This is a genomic window from Bacteroides sp. AM44-19, from assembly GCF_003603395.1.
Lineage (GTDB): Bacteria > Bacteroidota > Bacteroidia > Bacteroidales > Bacteroidaceae > Bacteroides > Bacteroides uniformis.
In genome coordinates, this window is sequence record NZ_QTNB01000020.1 from 1 (window position 1) to 19,647 (window position 19,647).

Here is a 19,647-nt window from a genome sequence, read left to right on the forward strand (position 1 = left end):
TACTGATATCGGTTATAAAAAGAAAAAGCGTCTAGCTAAATCAGGAAAAGACACACCTCACATGATAACTCCGGTTACCCCAAACGGTAACTTCATTTACACTACGAGGTAAAAGGCTTTACACTATGGTGTAACGACCGTTACAATATGGAGTAACGGCCGTTACACCCTATGGTAAACTGCTTTACATTAGAAGGTAAACAAGCGGTAAATACAATACGCTGATTTAAAGGGAAGTATTCAGTATAAGACTATGGCAGTATTTCACCTTCCGCTGTCACCTTTACGTAGATTTCCCTTTCCCCTTGCTCCATCTCTACCAAAAAGTAACTGCCATCGGGAGTCTCAATAAAGTCGGCATCATCAATGACATAACCGGGATGGGCAGCCGTAACGGCGTTCTTCACTACATCCTCCAGATGTCTCTTACTGATATCCCAGATAGTATAGGCCCATGCACCCTCAGCGGTGAACATCACATCCTTGCTGATACTTCCGTGCACGATTTCGACTTCCGTCATACCGTTCTTTTCTTTTTCAATATCCACAATGCGGGCATTGGGATATTTCTCTGCTATAAAATCTTTGATGGCAGCGGAAATATCAGAAGGGAGATAATCTTCGGGAGAACCGCCGTTGTGTGCATCGGCCACTTCCTTCACCAGAATGCCGTCCTCCGAATAATAGAGGTCCATTTCCTGATTACCTTTCTCCACTTCGATGATGTAGACAACAGCCATTTCCTTACGTTCCAGCTTGTCTACATCTTCCACCTTCCATACATTATAATAGGTACTACTCTCGTAAGAGCTTCTCACCGGAGCGGGAAGGTCTGCATAACGGAGGTCGGTTTCGGTCATCTGCCATACACCGTCTTTGGTGAACCAGGCCTCCTTTTCGAAATTGTCCTCATGGAAATCAGCCACATAATATGCACCTTTTGTTTCCCATTCTATACGCTGGGCATTGGGATGCTCCTTGGCCAACGCATTACTCAGTTCCGCGGGCACGGAGATTCCGTCGTTGTCGTCATCATCACAGCTTTGCAAGGCAAAGGCAAACACGCCTAACGCCAATAATAAGAAGTACTTTTCCAGTTTCATAGTCATTTCGTTTTTTTACATTATCAATACCAAGTTTGTTCATTTTGTATGGCAAAGATGAAGCCTAAATCTGGAAAGAATCTGGAAGAATACTCATATTTTGCAGAAAACAGCTATCTTTGTGCCACTAAAAGCGTTCATAACAAAAGAGATACATAATAACACAATGGAAAAGAAATTCAAACGTACCACCGTGACCTCGGCATTGCCGTATGCCAACGGCCCGGTTCATATCGGACACCTGGCAGGCGTTTATGTTCCTGCCGACATTTATGTCCGCTACCTGCGACTGAAAAAGGAAAATGTAATCTTCATCGGCGGCTCCGACGAACACGGAGTGCCCATCACCATCCGCGCCAAGAAGGAAGGCATCACCCCGCAAGACGTGGTGGACCGCTATCATACGCTTATAAAGAAGTCTTTCGAAGAGTTCGGCGTTTCCTTCGACGTGTACAGCCGTACAACTTCAAAGACGCATCACGACACGGCTTCCGACTTCTTCCGCAAGCTGTACGATAAGGGAGAATTCATCGAAAAGACCAGCATGCAGTATTACGACGAAGAAGCCAAGACCTTCCTTGCCGACCGCTACATCACCGGCGAGTGCCCCCACTGCCATGCCGAAGGCGCTTACGGCGACCAATGCGAGAAGTGCGGCACCAGCCTCAGCCCCACGGACCTGATTAATCCGAAGAGTGCCATCAGCGGCAGCCAGCCCGTGATGCGTGAGACGAAGCACTGGTATCTGCCGCTGGACAAACACGAGGAATGGCTTCGCCAATGGATTCTGGAAGACCATAAGGAGTGGCGTCCCAATGTTTATGGCCAATGCAAGAGCTGGCTCGACATGGGCTTGCAGCCGCGTGCCGTGAGCCGCGACCTGGATTGGGGTATTCCCGTTCCCGTAGAGGGCGCCGAGGGCAAAGTGCTCTATGTATGGTTCGACGCCCCTATCGGCTACATCAGCAACACCAAAGAGTTGCTGCCCGACACATGGGAGAAATGGTGGAAAGACCCCGAAACGCGTCTGGTACACTTCATCGGAAAAGACAATATCGTGTTCCACTGCATCGTGTTCCCCGCCATGCTGAAGGCAGAGGGTAGCTACATCCTGCCGGACAACGTGCCGAGCAACGAGTTCCTGAACCTGGAGGGCGACAAGATTTCCACTTCACGCAACTGGGCGGTATGGCTGCACGAGTATCTCGTTGACTTCCCCGGCAAGCAGGATGTGCTACGCTACGTGCTGACCGCCAACGCACCGGAGACAAAAGACAACGACTTCACCTGGAAGGACTTCCAGGCACGTAATAACAACGAGCTGGTTGCCGTTTATGGCAACTTCGTGAACCGCGCCCTGCAACTCACCAAGAAGTACTTCGACAGCGTAGTGCCCGCCGCAGGCGAACTGAACGACTACGACCGCGAGACGCTGAAAGAATTTGCCGACGTCAAGGCAGAAGTGGAGAAGTTGCTGGACGTATTCAAATTCCGCGACGCACAGAAGGAAGCGATGAACCTTGCCCGCATCGGAAACAAATACCTGGCAGACACCGAGCCGTGGAAGCTTGCCAAGACAGACATGGAGCGCGTAGCCACCATTCTCCACATCTCGTTGCAGTTGGTCGCCAACCTTGCCATTGCTTTCGAACCGTTCCTGCCCTTCAGCAGCGAGAAGCTTCGCAAGATGCTGAACATGGACAGCTTTGACTGGGCAGAGCTGGGACACACCGACCTGTTGCCTGCCGGACATCAGCTGGGCACCCCCGAACTGCTGTTCGAAAAGATAGAAGACGACGTCATCCAGGCACAAGTAGACAAGCTGCTTGCCACCAAGAAGGCAAACGAAGCCGCCACCTACAAGGCAAACCCCATCAAGCCGACCATCGCCTTCGAAGACTTTGAAAAGCTGGATATCCGCGTAGGTACAGTGCTTGAATGCGAGGCAGTGCCCAAGATGAAGAAGCTGCTGAAGTTCAAGATTGCCGACGGGCTGGAAAACCGCACCATCGTCAGCGGCATTGCCCAGCACTACAAATCGGAAGAACTGGTAGGCAAGCAAGTGCTGTTCATCGCCAACCTCGCTCCACGCCAATTCAAGAACGGGCTGGTAAGTGAGGGAATGATTCTCTCTGCCGAGAATTATGACGGCTCGCTGGCGGTGACTTCACTGCTGAAAGAGGTGAAGCCGGGCAGCGAGGTGAAATAAAACAGTAACAAGGTAACGAGTTAACAAGGCTACAAGGAGGAAGGAAAAGCCTCGTGGCCTTGTTAACTCGTTGCCTTATCAACCAATAAACTATGTCCGATACATCACTCAAAGAAAAAACAGCCAAAGGCCTCTTCTGGGGAGGATTCAGCAACGGCATACAGCAGTTGTTAAATCTGGGATTCGGAATAGTCCTTGCCCGTCTGCTGGATGCTTCGGATTATGGTATGGTAGGGATGCTTACCATCTTCTCCGCCATTGCCGCCGCCTTGCAGGAGGGTGGGTTCATTTCGGCACTGACCAACCGGAAGGAGACTTTGCACAAGGATTACAACGCCGTGTTCTGGTTCAGCCTGATGTGCAGCACTACTATATATATATTACTCTTCTTTGCCGCACCGCTGATTGCCGACTTCTACGATACGCCCGAGCTGATACCGCTGTCCCGTCTCTCCTTCTTGGGATTCGTCATTTCCAGCATGAGCATTGCACCGAGGGCATATCTATTCAAGAACCTCAGAATCAAGGACACTACCGTCATTTCTATTTCAAGTCTGATAGTCTCCGGTATTGTGGGCATCACATTGGCGGCAAACGGATTCGCCTATTGGGGGATTGCATTGCAAAGCATCTCTTTCATCACCGTAATGACGATTCTTAACTTCTACTTCTCGCATTGGAGACCCCGCTTCCGGTTCGACTTCACACCCATTAAGGAGATGATAGGGTTCAGCAGTAAGATAATCATTACGAATATCTTCACCATAATCAATAACAATTTGTTTTCCGTCTTGTTGGGTAAGTTCTATTCGGAACGGGAAGTGGGTAACTTTACGCAGGCAAACAAGTGGAACGGCATGGGACATACCACGATTACGGGCATGATAAACGGCATTGCACAACCCGTCTTTACCCGGGTTGCCGACGACAAGGCACGACAACTTGCCGTATTCAGAAAGCTGCTGCGCTTCACCGCCTTTATCTCTTTCCCCGCCATGCTGGGATTGAGCTTGGTATCGAAAGAACTGATTATAATCACTATCACGGAGAAGTGGCTGCCCAGTGCCGATATCTTGCAACTGTTATGTATTTGGGGAGCATTTATTCCCGTCATCAATCTGTTCTCCAACCTGCTCATCAGCCGGGGACATTCTTCTATCTATATGTGGAGCACCATCAGCTTGAGCCTGCTGCAAATAGTAGCTGTATGTGCCATATACCCATACGGGTTGGAATGGATGCTGCGTATTTTCGTCATTATCAATATCGGCTGGCTGTTTGTATGGTTCCGTTTTGTCAAGAGGGAGATAGGATTAAGACTGCGCGATATGCTGAAAGACATCTCTCCTTATCTCTCCCTATCCATTGTACTCGTAGTGTCAACTCACTATGCTACTCAGCCCATAGAAAACCTATACTTAAATATGGCAGCCAAAATCATTATGGTAGCTGGGCTTTATGCACTGGTTTTGTGGAAACTACAATCTACCATCTTCCGGGAAAGCATTGAATTCCTCTTAAAGAAAAAAAGAGCATGAGCCGCATAGCCTACATCATATCCGCCTACAAGGATGCCCCACACTTGGCACGCCTGGTTGCCGCACTGGATGACCGGGCAGACTTCTACGTGCACATCGACCTCAATGCCGATATACACCCTTTTGAAGAAGCCTTGGGAGACAAGGTCACTTTCGTGCCCCGCCACCGGATAAGCTGGGGAGGATGGGAACAAGTGGAATATCAGAAAGAATTGCTTGCCGCCGTATTGCATAGTGGTATCCCCTATACCCGCGTAGTATGCCTGAGCGGGCAAGACTATCCGTTATGGAACAACAACGCCATCCACCACTATTTCGAGGAGCATCAAGACACTGAATTCATCGGCGGTTTCAACCTGACACACTGCACCGTGAAACAGCAGTTGCACAAGATAACCCATTACCACCCTTTCCGTGACCTGCCTTGGAAGAGTATATGGTGGAAGAACAAACTCATCGTAGCATCGCGCAAGCTGGCACAGATACTCCCCATCCGGAAAGCCCCTTTCGCACCCTTGGAAGGCAAGCAGGCAGATGTCTATTTCGGTTCCGACTATTGGGCCATCACGCTGCCCTGCGCACGATATGTATATGAAAAGTTGTGCACGGAGGAGAAACTGGTGAAGTATTTCAGAACCAGCTTTGTACCCAGCGAACTGTGCATACAGACCATCGTATTCAACTCCCCTTTTGCCTCAAAAGGGCTTCTTTTAGAGGGAAAATACCCCGGACTTACCCGTCTCACCCCCTTGCACTACATAGACTACGGTGCATCCATCCGCGTGATGACACTCGAGGACCTGCCGGTATTGCAGCAGTCTGGAAAGATGTTCTGCCGGAAAGTGGTAAGCGGGGAGTCCGACACACTGATAGAAAAACTCAAGTCCGATTTCGCAAAAGAAGATTGAAATGGAAAGTGCTCCTTTCAACTATTATCATTATTTTTGCAGACATCAATCAAAAATGGTATCCATGGTGAAGCAATATACCCCAGAAGAACTGACCCAACTACATCAGGTGCTATACGAAATACTGGAAGAGATTGTGCGCATCTGCGACAAACACAATATTCCCTATTTTGTAATCGGCGGAACAGCAATAGGGGCACTCTATGACAAAGCGATTCTTCCTTGGGATGACGACATAGATATAGGTATGAAACGGGAAGACTACAATAAGTTTCTCCAGATAGCCTCCCAAGAACTGAGAGAACCATACTTTCTTTCATGGATACATACCGACCCTCATAGTCCTTATTACTTTGCCAAAGTCAAGAAAAACAACACCTTGTTTGTCGAAGAGATGTTTAAAGATGTACCTATGCATCAGGGAATCTTTGTCGATATATTCCCTTTTGACCGTATTCCAAACAATAAGCTATTAAGGAAGATACAATATGAAGCCGTCAACTTTCTGAAATGCTGCCTGATGGGAAAAGAGGTATGGCTATGGAAACACTTCGGAAAATGTCAAATATCCAACCCTACCAATCGTGGAGCTGTTGCCTGCCTTCTGAACCGGATAGTTGATATGACACTCTCTAAAAAGACAATCTACCGTTTGATGGTGATAATGCAAAGTTGTTTCAACTCATGGAAAACTTTGTATTACAACAATGTGATTACCACTACCGACCATGTTTTGGAGACGAGTCTCAACCATTTACAACCAATCAAATTCGGTCCACTTTATCTGAAAGCACCTGATGGATTGGAAAACTTTCTACGGTACAACTATCCCACTTTACACCGGTATACAGAAGAAGAGCAGGACAAGATAAACAATCATTATCCGGCAGTTCTTTCTTTCAACATACCAAATGACCATATAGCCACCTCCTAATCCAACAAAATTGCCATGAAACCAGCCCTTGTAGATGTATCTGTACTGATTCTTTTCTTCAACCGCCCCAAACTGCTGGCGCAAGTATTCGAACAAGTGAAGAAAGCACGCCCCGCACGACTGTTTCTCTATCAGGACGGCCCGCGCGGCGAGCGTGACATGCCGGGCATAGAAGCTTGTCGCAAAGTGGTGGCAGACATCGATTGGGAATGCGAAGTACACCACAATTACCAGGAGAAGAACTACGGCTGCGACCCATCGGAATACATGGCACAGAAGTGGGCATTCTCCTTGTCGGACAAATGTATCGTGCTTGAGGATGACGACGTGCCCGCCGTCTCTTTCTTCGGCTTCTGCAAGGAACTGCTCGACAAGTATGAGCACGACACACGCATCAGCATGATTGCCGGATTCAACAACGAGGAGATTACACCCGACATCACTTCCGACTACTTCTTCGCCACCACCTTCTCCATCTGGGGATGGGCGAGCTGGCGGCGGGTGACGGACCAATGGGATGAATTCTACACCTTCCTGGACGACAAGGAGAACATGCGGCAACTGAAGAACCTCATCCACACACGGCGCTACCGCAAAGACTTCATCTACATGTGCCAACGCCACCGCGAACACGGGAAAGCCTATTACGAAACCATCTTCCACGCTTCCATGTTGTTCAATTCGGGTCTGAGCATCGTGCCCACCCGCAACATGATAAACAATCTGGGAGCCACTGCCGACTCCACCCACTTTGCCGGCTCCGTGCACACCATGCCGCGCGGTTACCGCCGCATCTTCACCATGAAACGCCACGAAGTGGAGTTTCCACTGAAGCACCCTCGCCACGTCATCGAGAACACAGCCTACAAGGATAGCGTTTACCGCATCATGGCATGGCGGCATCCCTGGATAAAGATTGCACGGTCGTTCGAGGAACTGGCGTTGAACCTACGGTACGGCAACTTCACCATCATATGGCAAACGCTGCAAAAGCGTATCCGGAAATGGATGAAACAAGACCGGCATCTGTAACAAGAAAAAACATTCAAAAAAGAAGAAACGAACAACAGTCATGAGAGTACTACTTATCAATACATCCGAACGCATCGGCGGCGCAGCCATCGCCGCCAGCCGTCTGATGGAATCACTCAAGAACCACGGCATCAAAGCCAAGCTGCTGGTACGCGACAAGCAGACCGACCAAATCTCCGTTGTGTCACTGGACCATAACTGGCGCATGGTGTGGAAGTTCGTCTGGGAGCGCATCGTCATCTGGAGCGCCAACCGCTTCAACAAGAAGAACATCTTTGCCGTCGACATAGCCAACACGGGGACAGACATCACCTCACTGCCCGAATTCCAGCAAGCAGACGTCATCCATCTGCACTGGATAAACCAAGGGATGCTCTCGCTGAAGAACATCGAGAAGATTCTCACCTCGGGCAAGCCCGTCGTCTGGACCATGCACGACATGTGGCCCTGCACCGGCATCTGTCACCATGCTCGCGAGTGTACCCACTACCAGCAGGAATGCCACAACTGCCCCTTCATCCACGGAGGCGGAGGCAAACGTGACCTTTCCTACCGCATCTTCCACAAAAAGCAGGCATTGTATCGCAACCGTCACATCAACTTCGTCACCTGCAGCCGCTGGCTGGAAGAACGTGCCCGGACAAGCGCCCTCTTCTGCGGACATGCCGTGACGTGCATCCCCAACCCCATCAACACCAACCTCTTCAAGCCCCGCAACCGACAGGAAGCCCGCAGCCGTTGCCTACTGCCGCAAGACAAAAAGCTCATGTTGTTCGGCTCGGTGAAGATTACGGACAAACGGAAAGGCATTGACTACTTGATAGAATCGTGCCGACTGCTGGCCGACAAGCATCCCGAACTCCGGGAACAGTTGGGTGTCGTCGTCTTCGGCAACCAATCGCAACAACTGGAAAACCTGCTTCCATTCAAAGTCTACCCGCTGAACTTCGTCAGCAACGAACACCAACTGGTGAACATCTACAATGCCGTGGACATCTTCGTGACCCCCTCGCTGGAAGAGAACCTGCCGAACACCATCATGGAAGCCATGGCATGCGGCATTCCCTGCGTCGGATTCAACGTGGGCGGCATCCCTGAGATGATAGACCATCTGCACAACGGCTACGTGGCACAATACAAATCCTCGGAAGACTTTGCCAACGGCATCTACTGGACGCTGACCGAACCCGACTACCCCAGCCTCTCGGAACAAGCCTGCCGGAAAGCCATCTCCCACTATTCGGAGAACGTCGTCGCCAAGAAATACATTGACCTTTACAACAAAGTGACCGGAAGAAATGCATAACCACCCCACCCCGAAATTCAGCATCATCACCGTGACCTACAATGCCGAAGCGGTACTGGAGGACACGATTCAAAGCGTTATCTCGCAAACCTACCACCACGTAGAATACATCCTTGTGGACGGTGCGTCCAAAGACGGCACGCTCTCCATTATCGACCGTTACCGCGACCGCATCACCCGCATCGTGAGCGAACCGGACAAGGGACTGTACGACGCCATGAACAAAGGTATCCGCCTTGCCACCGGCGATTACCTCTGCTTCCTCAATGCCGGCGACAGCTTCCACGAGGACGACACCTTGCAGCAGATGGTGCGTTCCATCTCCGGCAACGAACTACCCGACGTGCTGTATGGCGAAACGGAACTGGTGGACAAGGAAGGTCACTTCATCCGCATGCGCCGCCTCGCCGCCCCGGAAGTGCTTACCTGGCGAAGCTTCAAGCAGGGCATGCTGGTCTGCCATCAGGCCTTCTTTGCCAAAGCTTCCCTTGTAGAACCCTACGACCTGCAATACCGCTTCTCCGCCGACTTCGACTGGTGCATCCGGGTGATGAAGAAGGCAAGGGCGTTACACAACACCCATCTCACCCTCATCGACTATCTGGAAGAGGGAATGACCACCCAGAACCGGCAAGCATCCCTGCGCGAACGCTTCCGCATCATGGCGCGACATTACGGACTGGCGAGTACCATAGCCCATCATGCCTGGTTCGTATTACGGGCCGTAATAAAGAAATAGCACAAGTTTCGAGAGCAAATATACTTTATTCCCGCAAGACCTATACCTTGTGGGAATCTCCCCTATACCCAGCTCTCTACAGTATAGGAGTGAGTACCCAAAACATCCCCATGTTTTCACCTAAAACATCCGGATGTAATGGGGCAAAACATCCCCATGTTTTGGGGTAAAACATCCGGGTGTTTTGGAGAAAGACATCCGGATGTTCTGCATATTAAGTCCTATACCGTGAGGGGCTAAGTCCTAAGAAGTAGGAGATTAAGTCCTAAAGCAAAGGAGGCTGGGTAGCTGCAAGCAGCGCCTTCAACTCTTTTACCCCTTCCGAAGCTCCCTTTTGAATGACATGTATCGGACGCATGACGTGCGTGTCCACCGGCTTGGGGTCTATCAGATACACTTCGGCGGCACGGGGCACGTAGTTCAGCAGTCCCGCAGCGGGATAAACGTTCAGGCTGGTGCCGATGATGACGAAGATGTCCGCCTGCTCCACATACCGGATGGCAGTCTCAATCTCCGGCACCGACTCGCCAAACCACACGATGAACGGGCGGAGCTGCGTACCGTCGCCCGCCTTGTCGCCCAACTTTACTTCATATTCCTCCGGCGCCAGTTCCTTGACGAAATGCGGATTATAAGGGTCGCGGCTGGAACAAACCTTCGTCAGTTCCCCATGCAAGTGTATCACGTGCGTACTGCCGGCACGCTCGTGCAGATTATCTACGTTCTGGGTGACGACCGTTACATTGAAATCCCTCTCCAGGTCGGCAACGCCCAGATGCCCGGCATTCGGCACCACATCGAGCAACTGCTTGCGACGTTCGTTATAGAAATTAATGACCAGTTCCGGATTACGTGCATACCCCTCGGGAGTCGCCACCTGCTCCACCGGATATTTGTCCCATAATCCGCCCGCATCACGGAATGTGCTGATGCCGCTCTCGGCGCTCATACCGGCACCCGACAATATGACCAAGTTCTTCATTTTCTGCTCCTTTCCTTTATTAAAGTAAGACAAATATAAGAAGAATGTTCAAGTTGTGATATAAATAAGAAAAATTAAATACTTAAAAGCCTTATCATTCAAATAAAAGACGTACTTTTGCCACTCATAAATTTGCAATAGACTGGAAAAGAAACCAATCCGGTCGTCAACAAAAGAATCTTATGGACAAATTCAGTTATGCTATCGGCCTTGGAATAGGTCAGAATCTTTTAAGCATGGGTGCCAAAGGCATTGCAGTAGATGACTTTGCACAAGCAATCAAAGACGTTTTGGAGGGCAACCAGACGGCAATCAGCCACACAGAAGCCCGTGACATCGTCAACAAGTACTTCGCCGAACTGGAGGAGAAGATGAACGCAGCAAACATAGAAGCCGGCAAAAAGTTCCTGGAAGAGAACAAAAAACGCGAGGGAGTTGTTACGCTGCCCAGCGGACTTCAATACGAAGTTATCACGGAAGGAAACGTGGGCCGCTATGCCAAAGCCACCGACCAGGTGCAATGCCACTACGAAGGCACACTGATTGACGGAACGCTGTTCGACAGCTCCATCAAACGCGGCCAGCCTGCCACGTTCGGTGTAAACCAAGTGATACCCGGTTGGGTGGAAGCCCTGCAGCTTATGCCCGAAGGTGCCAAGTGGAAACTCTACATCCCCAGCGACCTGGCATACGGAGCGCAGGGTGCCGGCGAGATGATTCCTCCCCACAGCACGCTCGTATTCGAAGTCGAATTACAGAAAATTTTATCTAAATAAACAACAAGTAAAAGCAAAATGAAAAAAGTAACATTTCTCATGGCTCTTGCAGTAGCTGCCGGTATGGCATCTTGTACTGCTCAAAGTCCGAAAGCTGATTTGAAGACGGACATCGATTCATTGTCTTACGCCATCGGTATGGCACGTACAGAAGGTTTGGACCAGTATCTTGCACAGCAAGGAATTGACTCAACCCAGATGTCAGAATTCCTGAAAGGTTTCAACGAAGGCGCAGCCAAAATCGATAAGAAAGACGTGGCTTACATGGCCGGTCTGCAAGTAGGCCAGATGGTCAGCAAGCAATGGGTGGAAGGCTTCAACCAACAAATCTTCGGCAACGACTCTACACAGAGCATCAGTCGCGAAAATCTGCTGGCAGGTTTCGTAGCAGGTGTCATCGGCAAGGGTGGTGCTATGGATATGATGAAAGCTCAAGAGTACATGCGTACTCAGATGGATGCCATCAAAGAAAAAGCAACCGCAGAAAAGTATGCTGACAACAAAGCTGCCGGTGAAAAGTTCCTGGCTGAGAACAAGGCTAAAGAAGGTGTAGTAACTACCCCGAGCGGTCTGCAATACAAAATCATCACCAAGGGTAACGGTGCCGTTCCTGCCGACAGCAGCAAGGTGAAAGTAAACTACAAAGGTACGCTGATTGACGGAACAGAATTCGATAGCTCTTACAAGCGCAACGAACCTGCTACTTTCCGTGCCAACCAGGTAATCAAAGGCTGGACAGAGGCCCTCACCATGATGCCCGTCGGCTCTAAGTGGGAACTCTATATCCCCTACGACCTGGCATACGGTTCAAGAGAAACCGGTAGCCAAATCAAGCCGTTCTCTACTTTGATATTCGAAGTGGAACTGCTGGGTATCGAGAAGTAATGTAACAATCCGAAGGGAGGGGCAAAACCCTCTTGATACTTCTTTTAGGCGCGGATTACGCGGAATAACGCGGATTTGGTAAACTAAATCCGTGAAATCCGCGTAATCCGCGCCTTATCGTTACCCCTCACTTTTATTCATTTTTCCGTCCCTTTTTATAGATAAATTAAAATAAAGTCCTATATTTGCTTACTATTTGATAACAACAAGAACTTTACTTATTTACTATTATGGAAAAAATAGACAATCTTGACCGGCAGATTCTGGAAATCATTTCCCAAAATGCCCGTATCCCTTTCAAGGACGTAGCTGCTGAATGTGGCGTGTCACGTGCTGCCATCCATCAACGTGTACAGCGCCTGATTGACCTTGGCGTTATTGTTGGCTCAGGCTATCATGTAAATCCCAAGTCCCTTGGATACAGAACCTGCACTTACGTAGGAATCAAGCTGGAAAAGGGCTCCATGTATAAGACGGTAGTTGCTGAGCTGGGCAAGATTCCCGAAATCGTAGAATGCCACTTCACCACTGGTCCGTACACCATGCTGACCAAGGTATATGCCCGCGACAACGAGCATCTGATGGATTTGCTGAACAACAAGATGCAGGAGATTCCTGGCGTAACCGCTACCGAGACCTTGATTTCCCTGGAACAGAGCATCAAGAAGGAGATTCCTATTTGCCCCGAGAAATAACGAACAACAATGGATTTCTTGAACGAATATCATCTGTCGGGCCTTGTCATAGGTATCTGCACATTCCTCATCATCGGCTTGTTTCACCCCATAGTTGTGAAAGCCGAATATTATTGGGGCACCAAGTGCTGGTGGATTTTCCTTTTACTCGGCATCGGCGGCATCATTGCCTCCCTTTATACGGAGAACATCATGATAGCCTCCCTTTTGGGCGTCTTTGCATTTTCCTCGTTCTGGACCATCAAGGAGATATTCGAGCAGGAAGAACGAGTGAAAAAAGGCTGGTTTCCCAAGAATCCAAAACGAACTTATAAGTTCTAAGGACAAAGGTTATAAGGAATTTTATCCAAAAGTCTTGCATATTTCAATAGAAAATGCTACTTTTGCCCCCGCTATCCAAGCAAGGATGCATCGGACTTGTAGCTCAGTTGGTTAGAGCAACAGACTCATAATCTGGAGGTCCCTGGTTCAAGCCCAGGCTGGTCCACGAAGAATTGCCTCATAAACAAGTGTTTATGGGGCTTTTTTATTAGGACTTCTTCTCTTTGGATTTTCGAAATACTGACAAGAAACAGGCTGTTTTGCTTCGTTGTTGACCTATTGTTGACCCCAAAATAAGTACCACAAACAGATAATCTCACCACACAGATAAGCAGACTACAAACTATTCAGAATATCTAAAATGAAAGAATTTACTTATGAACAGATAAGAACAAAGGCTCTTAAACAGGGAGTGAAAGATAATAAGGTTCACATTGGATTGTGGGCTAATCTTAATAACTATCTAAAGACAAGGAGAAAAAAGAATGGAAAGGTTACTACCTATTATATTTCATTGCAGAAACTATCTTATTAATTTACTAATATTTAAACTGACATGATAATTCATCTACCAACAGGAAAGAAGTTCCACAACAGAAAGGAAGCCAAGATATATTTTGACACTGCCTACTATTACAAAATGGCACAGCGTAGAGAATCATTAAACATGGGTGAGTTTGCAGAAGAAGCAGTCACTGTAGAAGAAGTTGCAGCAGCATTGAATTTGTTCCATGCCTACAACCCATCCAAAGACCTGCACCTGTTAAGAACACTTGGACAGATGTCAATCTCCACAAGCGAGGACTCCACTCCCTTACGTGTTTGTCGTAACCAAAGGATCCTTATTCATAAGACATTTGAGGGACTTGCCGAGCGTGGAAAATGTTCAATGGGATGGTCCTTCGGATTCAAGTTGCATCTGATAATCAATGACAAGGGTGAAATTCTCAATTTCATGTTCACGCCTGGAAACGTGGATGACCGGGAACCGTTGAAGCAAGGTAAGTTTCTGGAGAACATCAAAGGAAAACTATGTGCAGACAAAGGATATATTGGTCAGGCTCTGTTTGAGAACCCTTTTCTTAATGGCATACAGCTTGTCACTAAAGTTAAAAACAATATGAAGAATTCACTGATGAGTATTGCCGACAAGATTTTGCTCAGAAAAAGAGCCTTGATCGAAACGGTCAATGACGAATTGAAGAACATTGAGCAGAGGGAGAAATCCTTACCTTTAATAAGGATAACACCTATACAGAGAAAGGCGAAAATGACACTCAAAATGATACATTTGAATACTTCCCTAACAGATATATGTTCGTTACTTATTATACAACTGATTGGGGAGAAGAGAATACCATTTACACTGTTGTTAAGATAACTAAAGATGAGCTATATCTTAACAACAATGAAAACTTTAAGATTAATTGGAACGACCTTATTAATGGTCATGTTGGCTGTAAACTTTACAGCATGTAGTGATGATGAAGATGAACAGACAATCATTGAACAAGCTAACCTTATAGGTAAATGGCAGACCACTTGGGAGAAGATTCACAAAGTGGAGAATGATAAGGAAGTAGTAACTTCTGATGAAGCATATACCAATGGTTTATGGGAGTTCAAAGCTGACGGTACTTGCACAGAAGGCTATGCGGACGGTGGATATACAGAAACAAGTCGTTGGTCTTTGAAAGACAATAAGCTGACTATCTCTTACGATGATGGTTATTCAGATGTCCTAACTGTTAATGAACTTACAGCTACTAAGTTGGTTCTCGCCTTTGAGGATTGGGACACAATGGATGATGGTAGCGAGGAATTGGATGACATTACAACAACCACTTACAAGAAGATTGACTAATTACCAATCTACTTAAGACAGAGCAGCATTTGAGGAAACTCTTATGCTGTTTTTCTTTTTATAAAGCTACTACAATTTCAAGGAATACTTCTATATATAATCCCATTCGCAAGAATGTTGCAGCAGTTTATAATAAACAAAACTTTATATAATCTTCTATTTCTTGAGCAGTTACAGCATAAATCGGTGCAAGTTGCTCAAAATGGGAATCTCTTGTAAAACGAGAGCCGTTGGTGAGCATAGCTAACAGATTCTTGGATTTCAATTTATGTCCAGAGTAGGTAAGGGCTAAAGATACCAAATCGTTGATAGGTACACCAGACTTTAAGATGGAATAAATATCATAATAATCGCGAAAATTACTCCTGCGTAGCATCACCTCCATCTTCATAGCTCCAATAGACTTTACATCTGCCAATCTGAGATTATTCAGATATTCCACAGGCATACTTACAGGAGAATATTTAGGACAGGCATAAAAGGAGAACTTTACTCCAGACACTAAATACTCCACATGGTCTATATCTAAAATGTCCTTATGCTGAATATCACCTATTACAGCGAGCTCTTTCTCTATCTGATACCATGCCACTTCCATTTTCTCTGTTTTAGAGGTACGCCATTTCATAAAGTCCAAGTCCTCACTTTGTCGAGTTCCCATTTGCAATGACAAAGCTGTGCCACCTACCAAGAGATAGGGTTTGATGCAGTCCAACTTAGAAACGGCTTCAAAAACTTGCAGCGTGTGTGGAGCTAAACCTTTCATGCAAACATTTTATTAAGATGGCGGGTAGCCATAGACTTTATATAAGCATCTGGCTTCTTTGCCTTGAAATAATACCATGCAAAAAAACGATTCAACGTGTAGAGATATTCCGCTTGGGGAACAAGATAATCCAGCCACACCTGCTTAATTTTCTTGAAAGGATAAATTAGAAACAGTTGGTTTATTTCTTCCAAGTCAAGATGTAACAAGGTTTTCTCAATCAGCATATCATCTGGAATATCCTTGATTAAGTTTTCATTGTACGACCAAAAGCAGTGTTCTTGCTTCAGTTTCGCCAATAGTTCTTGTTTTACCACATCTCTTGACATAACTCCCTGTTTTAGAATAACACAAAATTAGTGATTATTCTTGTCCAAAGCAAATCACAATGGAGAATGTTTCATTGTGAATAAGATTTTTAGTAAATTTGCATAATAAGTTCAGTGTTGACCCATTGTTGACCTCAGAACTTACACAGAGATAATTAACGTGTTGATAACGAGGCAGCTCAGTTGGTTAGAGCAACAGACTCATAATCTGGAGGTCCCTGGTTCAAGCCCAGGCTGGTCCACAAACTAAAAGGCTCATCTCTAACGAGATAGAGCCTTTTTTAGTTCATGGAGACCTCCGATTAAGGGTCTGTTGCTTGGTTATATTAGCCTTAATAAAGAGCAGTTGTTTCACTATTGTTTCACCAATTAAACAATGTGTAATATGCTGACAATCAACCCAGAAGTAGTTAAAGTACAAAGAAAGACAAATGACTGTTTCACCGTAAGGCTTAGATTTACTCTTAACAGAAGAATGAAACGTATATCAACAAGCCTATTCGCAACCCCTAATGATTTAACAAAGAACTACAAGATTAAAGCCTCAGCACCCATAAAACAAGATATAGACGCTTTAATCCACAGCTACTATGACAAGTGTGCCAAACTCCAAATTGAGTTAAACAACTACACGTTAGACGATGTAATGAACTACCTAAATGGAGAACAAGAGAAGCAACAAACCATTGACTTTATAAAGTTCAGTCGTGAGTGGATAGCCTCAACCACTATCAAAGGTGCACCTAACTACACCACTGCCATTAATGCCTTAGTCCGTTTCATAGGTAAAGAGGAATTGGATATTAATTTGATTACCCTTGACTTCTTAGAAAGCTTTAAAGCATTCTTGAATAAAGAACGTGAGATACGGACTAAAAGATTAATGCAGCAGGGTAAACGGGTACCTTCCAATCGTTCACTCTCTCTATATTTGATAAGCATTAAGAAGTTATTCAATGAAGCCAAGAAGAAATACAATAAGAAGGAGAAGAATTTAATCCTAATCCCCAACTCACCCTTCATGGAACTTGAAATACCCAAGCAGGAAGCAACAAGAAAGAGAGCCATATCCGCAGATATTATAAAGAAGCTATGGAAGCTACCCTATAAAGATATGAAGAAAGGCTACAAATCTACCTGCCATTATAATTTGGCAAAGGATTGTTTCATTCTATCATTCTGTCTTATGGGAATCAATTCAGCAGACCTTTACAATGCCACTGAAATGGAAGGTTATACAATCGTCTATAATCGTACCAAGACGAAAGACCGTAGATTGGATAAGGCTCAAATGAAGGTTGACATACCCAGATTAATCCTGCCTCTTGTTGAGAAGTATAAGGATAAGACTGGTAAACGTCTCTTCAATTTCTATCAATACTATGCTGACGAGAAGGATTTCAATAAGGCTATCAACTACGGCTTAAAAGAAATTTGTACAATATTAGAAATTGACGATTTGGAATACTACGCAGCAAGGCATAGTTGGGCTACCATTGCACTTAATAAAGCTGGCATTGATAAATATATAGTCCATGCAGCACTTAACCATATTGACGATGCAATGAAAGTAACGGACATCTATATTGAACGTGATTTCGTAAATGAGAACAAGGCTAATACTAAGGTTGCGAAGTACGTGTTTGGCAAGTAAGCTAATAATTCCCCACTAAAAATCTACTGAGCTATAATTAGTCGCTATCCTTTTTCGGCTTCCACATGCTTCAAAGGTAGAATGCCTAAAAAGGATATCAAATCAACACTTCAGTAATTTAATGGATATCAGTTATATACAAATTAAAACATATAATTATACGCTATCCTATTTCTAGTGTATAAGGGAAATACTAGACTATATATCTAAAAAACGACATCAAACGAAACAAATGCAGGTTCTGGCAGATTCCCCAGCCCGATAATCTTATGCAATTTTGTACACAAAGCCATCTGATAGATTCGTTTATCCAATATCAACTTGGCTATGGGTACTCCCGAGTAATTGAAAACCAGCACCTTGTTCGCCATGGATTTTTGCGGGTCATTATAGTCATACTCGCTTAAAAGTTGATCTAAGTACAAAATATAGATATATTGGTCATCCATTGCCAAATCCAACACCTGCCCAAAGCTTCTTGCCTTACTAAACAAGAGGTTATAGTCTTTACATTCATAAAAAGACCGATCAAAATAAAAGTTCCAGTCTTTTACCATGGTTCCATTTTCCAGGTGGTATTTAGCAAGATACGGCAGTTTGCTAGGCGCAAACACCATATGCCCGTCATGCGCCGACAGATAACCTTTCAAATTCATCCGTGAAGACTGGACAGAAATTTTGTTCCCCACCGGAGATTCGCCGAACCTCTGTAAAGGCTGCAGATTGGCATCCAGTAAGGAAAAGAAACTACCGTCCTTTCCGCACAATAGGGAGACAAAATGCTGTTCATCCAGTCGTACGAAATTATAATCTGCAGGATTGAGCTCACCTTGCACACGCTTATAAGGAGTTTTTTTTCTGGACAGCTCTTCAATTTCAATAGCATTTCCGTTGCCTTTTAGAGACATCACTGCCAACATTTGTATATTGACATCATTCAAACCGAAGGTGTTTTCGTGAGCGTATGTAATTATTGGCTGTAGGAACTCGCCAGGACCATTTCCCAATGAACCCCAAGTATGGATTTTTTTCATACCCGAAGGAATGGAATATACATGGCAAAAATCATTTTGGGCGACATGCGTCATTACCAAGAATGTATCAACACAGTCAATCCATCCCATATTAATCAGCAATTCTGTATCAGATTGCTCACCATCTACTCTAATCTCCTTATCAAAGGCTGGAAATTCTGTTTTAGATTCGAAGCTACAACTTGACAAGAAGCATAGAAGAATGAATATAATAGAAGTTGTTTTCTGCATAAGTACTTCAAAGCAACATGTAGAATAATCAATGAGCCCTACTTTAAGTTTCACTTTACATCTTATTACATATCTGTTGTAACAAGCTAATGGCTAAAAGTGAAATTTAAAGCAGGCTTAATAATTGCACTTTAGCACTAATCATTATATCCAACCAGGCCTTTTGGTATGACCCAGCAAAATATTTTCACCATAATCTCCGTCAGGATATATTACAACCATTGAATATAAATCAGGGAATTATCACTATCCTTTTTCAACTTCCACATGCTTCAAAGATGAAAAAGCATTAGTGTCCACCAATGAATTCTTACAACAAATTAAAGGCAAAGAATAACCTA

Annotated in this window: 18 protein-coding genes, 2 tRNA genes and 1 pseudogene; 16 read left to right on the plus strand and 5 right to left on the minus strand. The window is 45.8% G+C overall.

The genetic code is table 11. From position 1 onward, the window contains the following. Positions 1-251: 251 nt before the first annotated feature. Entirely contained in the window at positions 252-1,103 is an 852-nt protein-coding gene (locus DW947_RS18795) for a PepSY-like domain-containing protein (RefSeq protein ID WP_005834354.1), read from the minus strand. Positions 1,104-1,269: 166 nt separating this feature from the next. On the opposite strand from DW947_RS18795, the gene metG reads away from it, so the two are divergent. The 7 genes from metG to DW947_RS18830 all read left to right on the plus strand — a co-directional run bounded on the left by metG (position 1,270) and on the right by DW947_RS18830 (position 9,769). Then, on the plus strand, positions 1,270-3,312 hold the full coding sequence (metG, locus tag DW947_RS18800) for a methionine--tRNA ligase (protein WP_117962975.1): 2,043 nt from the start codon (positions 1,270-1,272) through the stop codon (positions 3,310-3,312). 92 nt (positions 3,313-3,404) lie between these two features. After that, on the plus strand, positions 3,405-4,850 hold the full coding sequence (locus DW947_RS18805) for a lipopolysaccharide biosynthesis protein (protein WP_098032005.1): 1,446 nt from the start codon (positions 3,405-3,407) through the stop codon (positions 4,848-4,850). Next, positions 4,847-5,758, plus strand: coding sequence for a beta-1,6-N-acetylglucosaminyltransferase (locus DW947_RS18810; protein ID WP_057281447.1), 912 nt, complete (start codon positions 4,847-4,849; stop codon positions 5,756-5,758). The genes DW947_RS18805 and DW947_RS18810 overlap by 4 nt, the downstream gene beginning before the upstream one ends. Before the next feature lie 64 nt (positions 5,759-5,822). Next, positions 5,823-6,692: a phosphorylcholine transferase LicD gene (locus tag DW947_RS18815; RefSeq protein ID WP_005834345.1), complete on the plus strand. Its 870-nt coding sequence runs from the start codon at positions 5,823-5,825 to the stop codon at positions 6,690-6,692. Between the two features lie 15 nt (positions 6,693-6,707). Continuing rightward, the gene (locus DW947_RS18820; protein ID WP_016272354.1) at positions 6,708-7,724 is read left to right on the plus strand and encodes a hypothetical protein; all 1,017 of its coding nucleotides are present in this window, start codon (positions 6,708-6,710) and stop codon (positions 7,722-7,724) included. A 40-nt stretch (positions 7,725-7,764) separates the two neighbouring features. Next, positions 7,765-9,030, plus strand: coding sequence for a glycosyltransferase family 4 protein (locus tag DW947_RS18825; protein WP_057281448.1), 1,266 nt, complete (start codon positions 7,765-7,767; stop codon positions 9,028-9,030). After that, a complete protein-coding gene (locus tag DW947_RS18830) occupies positions 9,023-9,769 on the plus strand; it encodes a glycosyltransferase family 2 protein (RefSeq protein WP_057256564.1) in 747 nt (248 codons plus the stop codon). Before DW947_RS18825 ends, DW947_RS18830 begins: the two co-directional genes overlap by 8 nt. Before the next feature lie 265 nt (positions 9,770-10,034). Here the strand turns inward: DW947_RS18830 and DW947_RS18835 are convergent, their stop codons facing one another. Further along, a complete protein-coding gene (locus DW947_RS18835) occupies positions 10,035-10,751 on the minus strand; it encodes an SIR2 family NAD-dependent protein deacylase (RefSeq protein ID WP_057256565.1) in 717 nt (238 codons plus the stop codon). A gap of 182 nt (positions 10,752-10,933) precedes the next feature. Between DW947_RS18835 and DW947_RS18840 the strand changes: the two genes are divergently transcribed. From DW947_RS18840 to DW947_RS18875, 7 genes and pseudogenes are all read left to right on the plus strand, one after another. Continuing rightward, a complete protein-coding gene (locus DW947_RS18840; protein WP_044468323.1) occupies positions 10,934-11,527 on the plus strand; it encodes an FKBP-type peptidyl-prolyl cis-trans isomerase in 594 nt (197 codons plus the stop codon). Positions 11,528-11,545: 18 nt separating this feature from the next. Beyond that, a complete protein-coding gene (locus DW947_RS18845) occupies positions 11,546-12,412 on the plus strand; it encodes an FKBP-type peptidyl-prolyl cis-trans isomerase (protein WP_005830844.1) in 867 nt (288 codons plus the stop codon). A gap of 230 nt (positions 12,413-12,642) precedes the next feature. Then, the gene (locus DW947_RS18850) at positions 12,643-13,107 is read left to right on the plus strand and encodes an Lrp/AsnC family transcriptional regulator (RefSeq protein WP_005830846.1); all 465 of its coding nucleotides are present in this window, start codon (positions 12,643-12,645) and stop codon (positions 13,105-13,107) included. Positions 13,108-13,116: 9 nt separating this feature from the next. After that, the gene (locus DW947_RS18855; RefSeq protein ID WP_005830847.1) at positions 13,117-13,428 is read left to right on the plus strand and encodes a DUF4491 family protein; all 312 of its coding nucleotides are present in this window, start codon (positions 13,117-13,119) and stop codon (positions 13,426-13,428) included. A 92-nt stretch (positions 13,429-13,520) separates the two neighbouring features. Further along, positions 13,521-13,594, plus strand: a tRNA-Ile gene (locus DW947_RS18860). A 546-nt stretch (positions 13,595-14,140) separates the two neighbouring features. Continuing rightward, a pseudogene (locus DW947_RS21935) lies at positions 14,141-14,809 on the plus strand (IS982 family transposase); the annotation flags it as partial. Positions 14,810-14,836: 27 nt separating this feature from the next. Then, positions 14,837-15,292, plus strand: a complete 456-nt coding sequence (locus DW947_RS18875; RefSeq protein ID WP_005830863.1) for a lipocalin family protein — start codon at positions 14,837-14,839, stop codon at positions 15,290-15,292. 127 nt (positions 15,293-15,419) lie between these two features. Here the strand turns inward: DW947_RS18875 and DW947_RS18880 are convergent, their stop codons facing one another. Continuing rightward, positions 15,420-16,058, minus strand: coding sequence for a nucleotidyl transferase AbiEii/AbiGii toxin family protein (locus DW947_RS18880; protein WP_005830867.1), 639 nt, complete (start codon positions 16,056-16,058; stop codon positions 15,420-15,422). Then, positions 16,055-16,387 carry a hypothetical protein gene (locus DW947_RS18885; RefSeq protein WP_005830869.1) on the minus strand — a complete coding sequence of 111 codons (333 nt, stop codon included), beginning with the start codon at positions 16,385-16,387 and terminating at the stop codon, positions 16,055-16,057. The genes DW947_RS18880 and DW947_RS18885 overlap by 4 nt, the downstream gene beginning before the upstream one ends. 176 nt (positions 16,388-16,563) lie before the next feature. Between DW947_RS18885 and DW947_RS18890 the strand changes: the two genes are divergently transcribed. Together DW947_RS18890 and DW947_RS18895 are read left to right on the plus strand one after the other, a co-directional pair. After that, positions 16,564-16,629 (plus strand) — tRNA-Met (locus DW947_RS18890). A gap of 143 nt (positions 16,630-16,772) precedes the next feature. Continuing rightward, on the plus strand, positions 16,773-18,041 hold the full coding sequence (locus DW947_RS18895) for a phage integrase SAM-like domain-containing protein (protein WP_035447284.1): 1,269 nt from the start codon (positions 16,773-16,775) through the stop codon (positions 18,039-18,041). A gap of 206 nt (positions 18,042-18,247) precedes the next feature. On the opposite strand, the gene DW947_RS18900 is transcribed toward DW947_RS18895, so the two are convergent. Next, positions 18,248-19,360, minus strand: a complete 1,113-nt coding sequence (locus DW947_RS18900) for a BF3164 family lipoprotein (RefSeq protein ID WP_242496941.1) — start codon at positions 19,358-19,360, stop codon at positions 18,248-18,250. Positions 19,361-19,647 lie beyond the last annotated feature (287 nt).

Coding starts and splice junctions, on each gene's coding strand:
- DW947_RS18795 (WP_005834354.1), bottom strand. CDS start 1,103: ATGAAACTGGAAAAGTACTTCTTATTATTGGCGTTAGGCGTGTTTGCC.
- metG (WP_117962975.1), top strand. CDS start 1,270: ATGGAAAAGAAATTCAAACGTACCACCGTGACCTCGGCATTGCCGTAT.
- DW947_RS18805 (WP_098032005.1), top strand. CDS start 3,405: ATGTCCGATACATCACTCAAAGAAAAAACAGCCAAAGGCCTCTTCTGG.
- DW947_RS18810 (WP_057281447.1), top strand. CDS start 4,847: ATGAGCCGCATAGCCTACATCATATCCGCCTACAAGGATGCCCCACAC.
- DW947_RS18815 (WP_005834345.1), top strand. CDS start 5,823: ATGGTGAAGCAATATACCCCAGAAGAACTGACCCAACTACATCAGGTG.
- DW947_RS18820 (WP_016272354.1), top strand. CDS start 6,708: ATGAAACCAGCCCTTGTAGATGTATCTGTACTGATTCTTTTCTTCAAC.
- DW947_RS18825 (WP_057281448.1), top strand. CDS start 7,765: ATGAGAGTACTACTTATCAATACATCCGAACGCATCGGCGGCGCAGCC.
- DW947_RS18830 (WP_057256564.1), top strand. CDS start 9,023: ATGCATAACCACCCCACCCCGAAATTCAGCATCATCACCGTGACCTAC.
- DW947_RS18835 (WP_057256565.1), bottom strand. CDS start 10,751: ATGAAGAACTTGGTCATATTGTCGGGTGCCGGTATGAGCGCCGAGAGC.
- DW947_RS18840 (WP_044468323.1), top strand. CDS start 10,934: ATGGACAAATTCAGTTATGCTATCGGCCTTGGAATAGGTCAGAATCTT.
- DW947_RS18845 (WP_005830844.1), top strand. CDS start 11,546: ATGAAAAAAGTAACATTTCTCATGGCTCTTGCAGTAGCTGCCGGTATG.
- DW947_RS18850 (WP_005830846.1), top strand. CDS start 12,643: ATGGAAAAAATAGACAATCTTGACCGGCAGATTCTGGAAATCATTTCC.
- DW947_RS18855 (WP_005830847.1), top strand. CDS start 13,117: ATGGATTTCTTGAACGAATATCATCTGTCGGGCCTTGTCATAGGTATC.
- DW947_RS18875 (WP_005830863.1), top strand. CDS start 14,837: ATGAAAACTTTAAGATTAATTGGAACGACCTTATTAATGGTCATGTTG.
- DW947_RS18880 (WP_005830867.1), bottom strand. CDS start 16,058: ATGAAAGGTTTAGCTCCACACACGCTGCAAGTTTTTGAAGCCGTTTCT.
- DW947_RS18885 (WP_005830869.1), bottom strand. CDS start 16,387: ATGTCAAGAGATGTGGTAAAACAAGAACTATTGGCGAAACTGAAGCAA.
- DW947_RS18895 (WP_035447284.1), top strand. CDS start 16,773: ATGCTGACAATCAACCCAGAAGTAGTTAAAGTACAAAGAAAGACAAAT.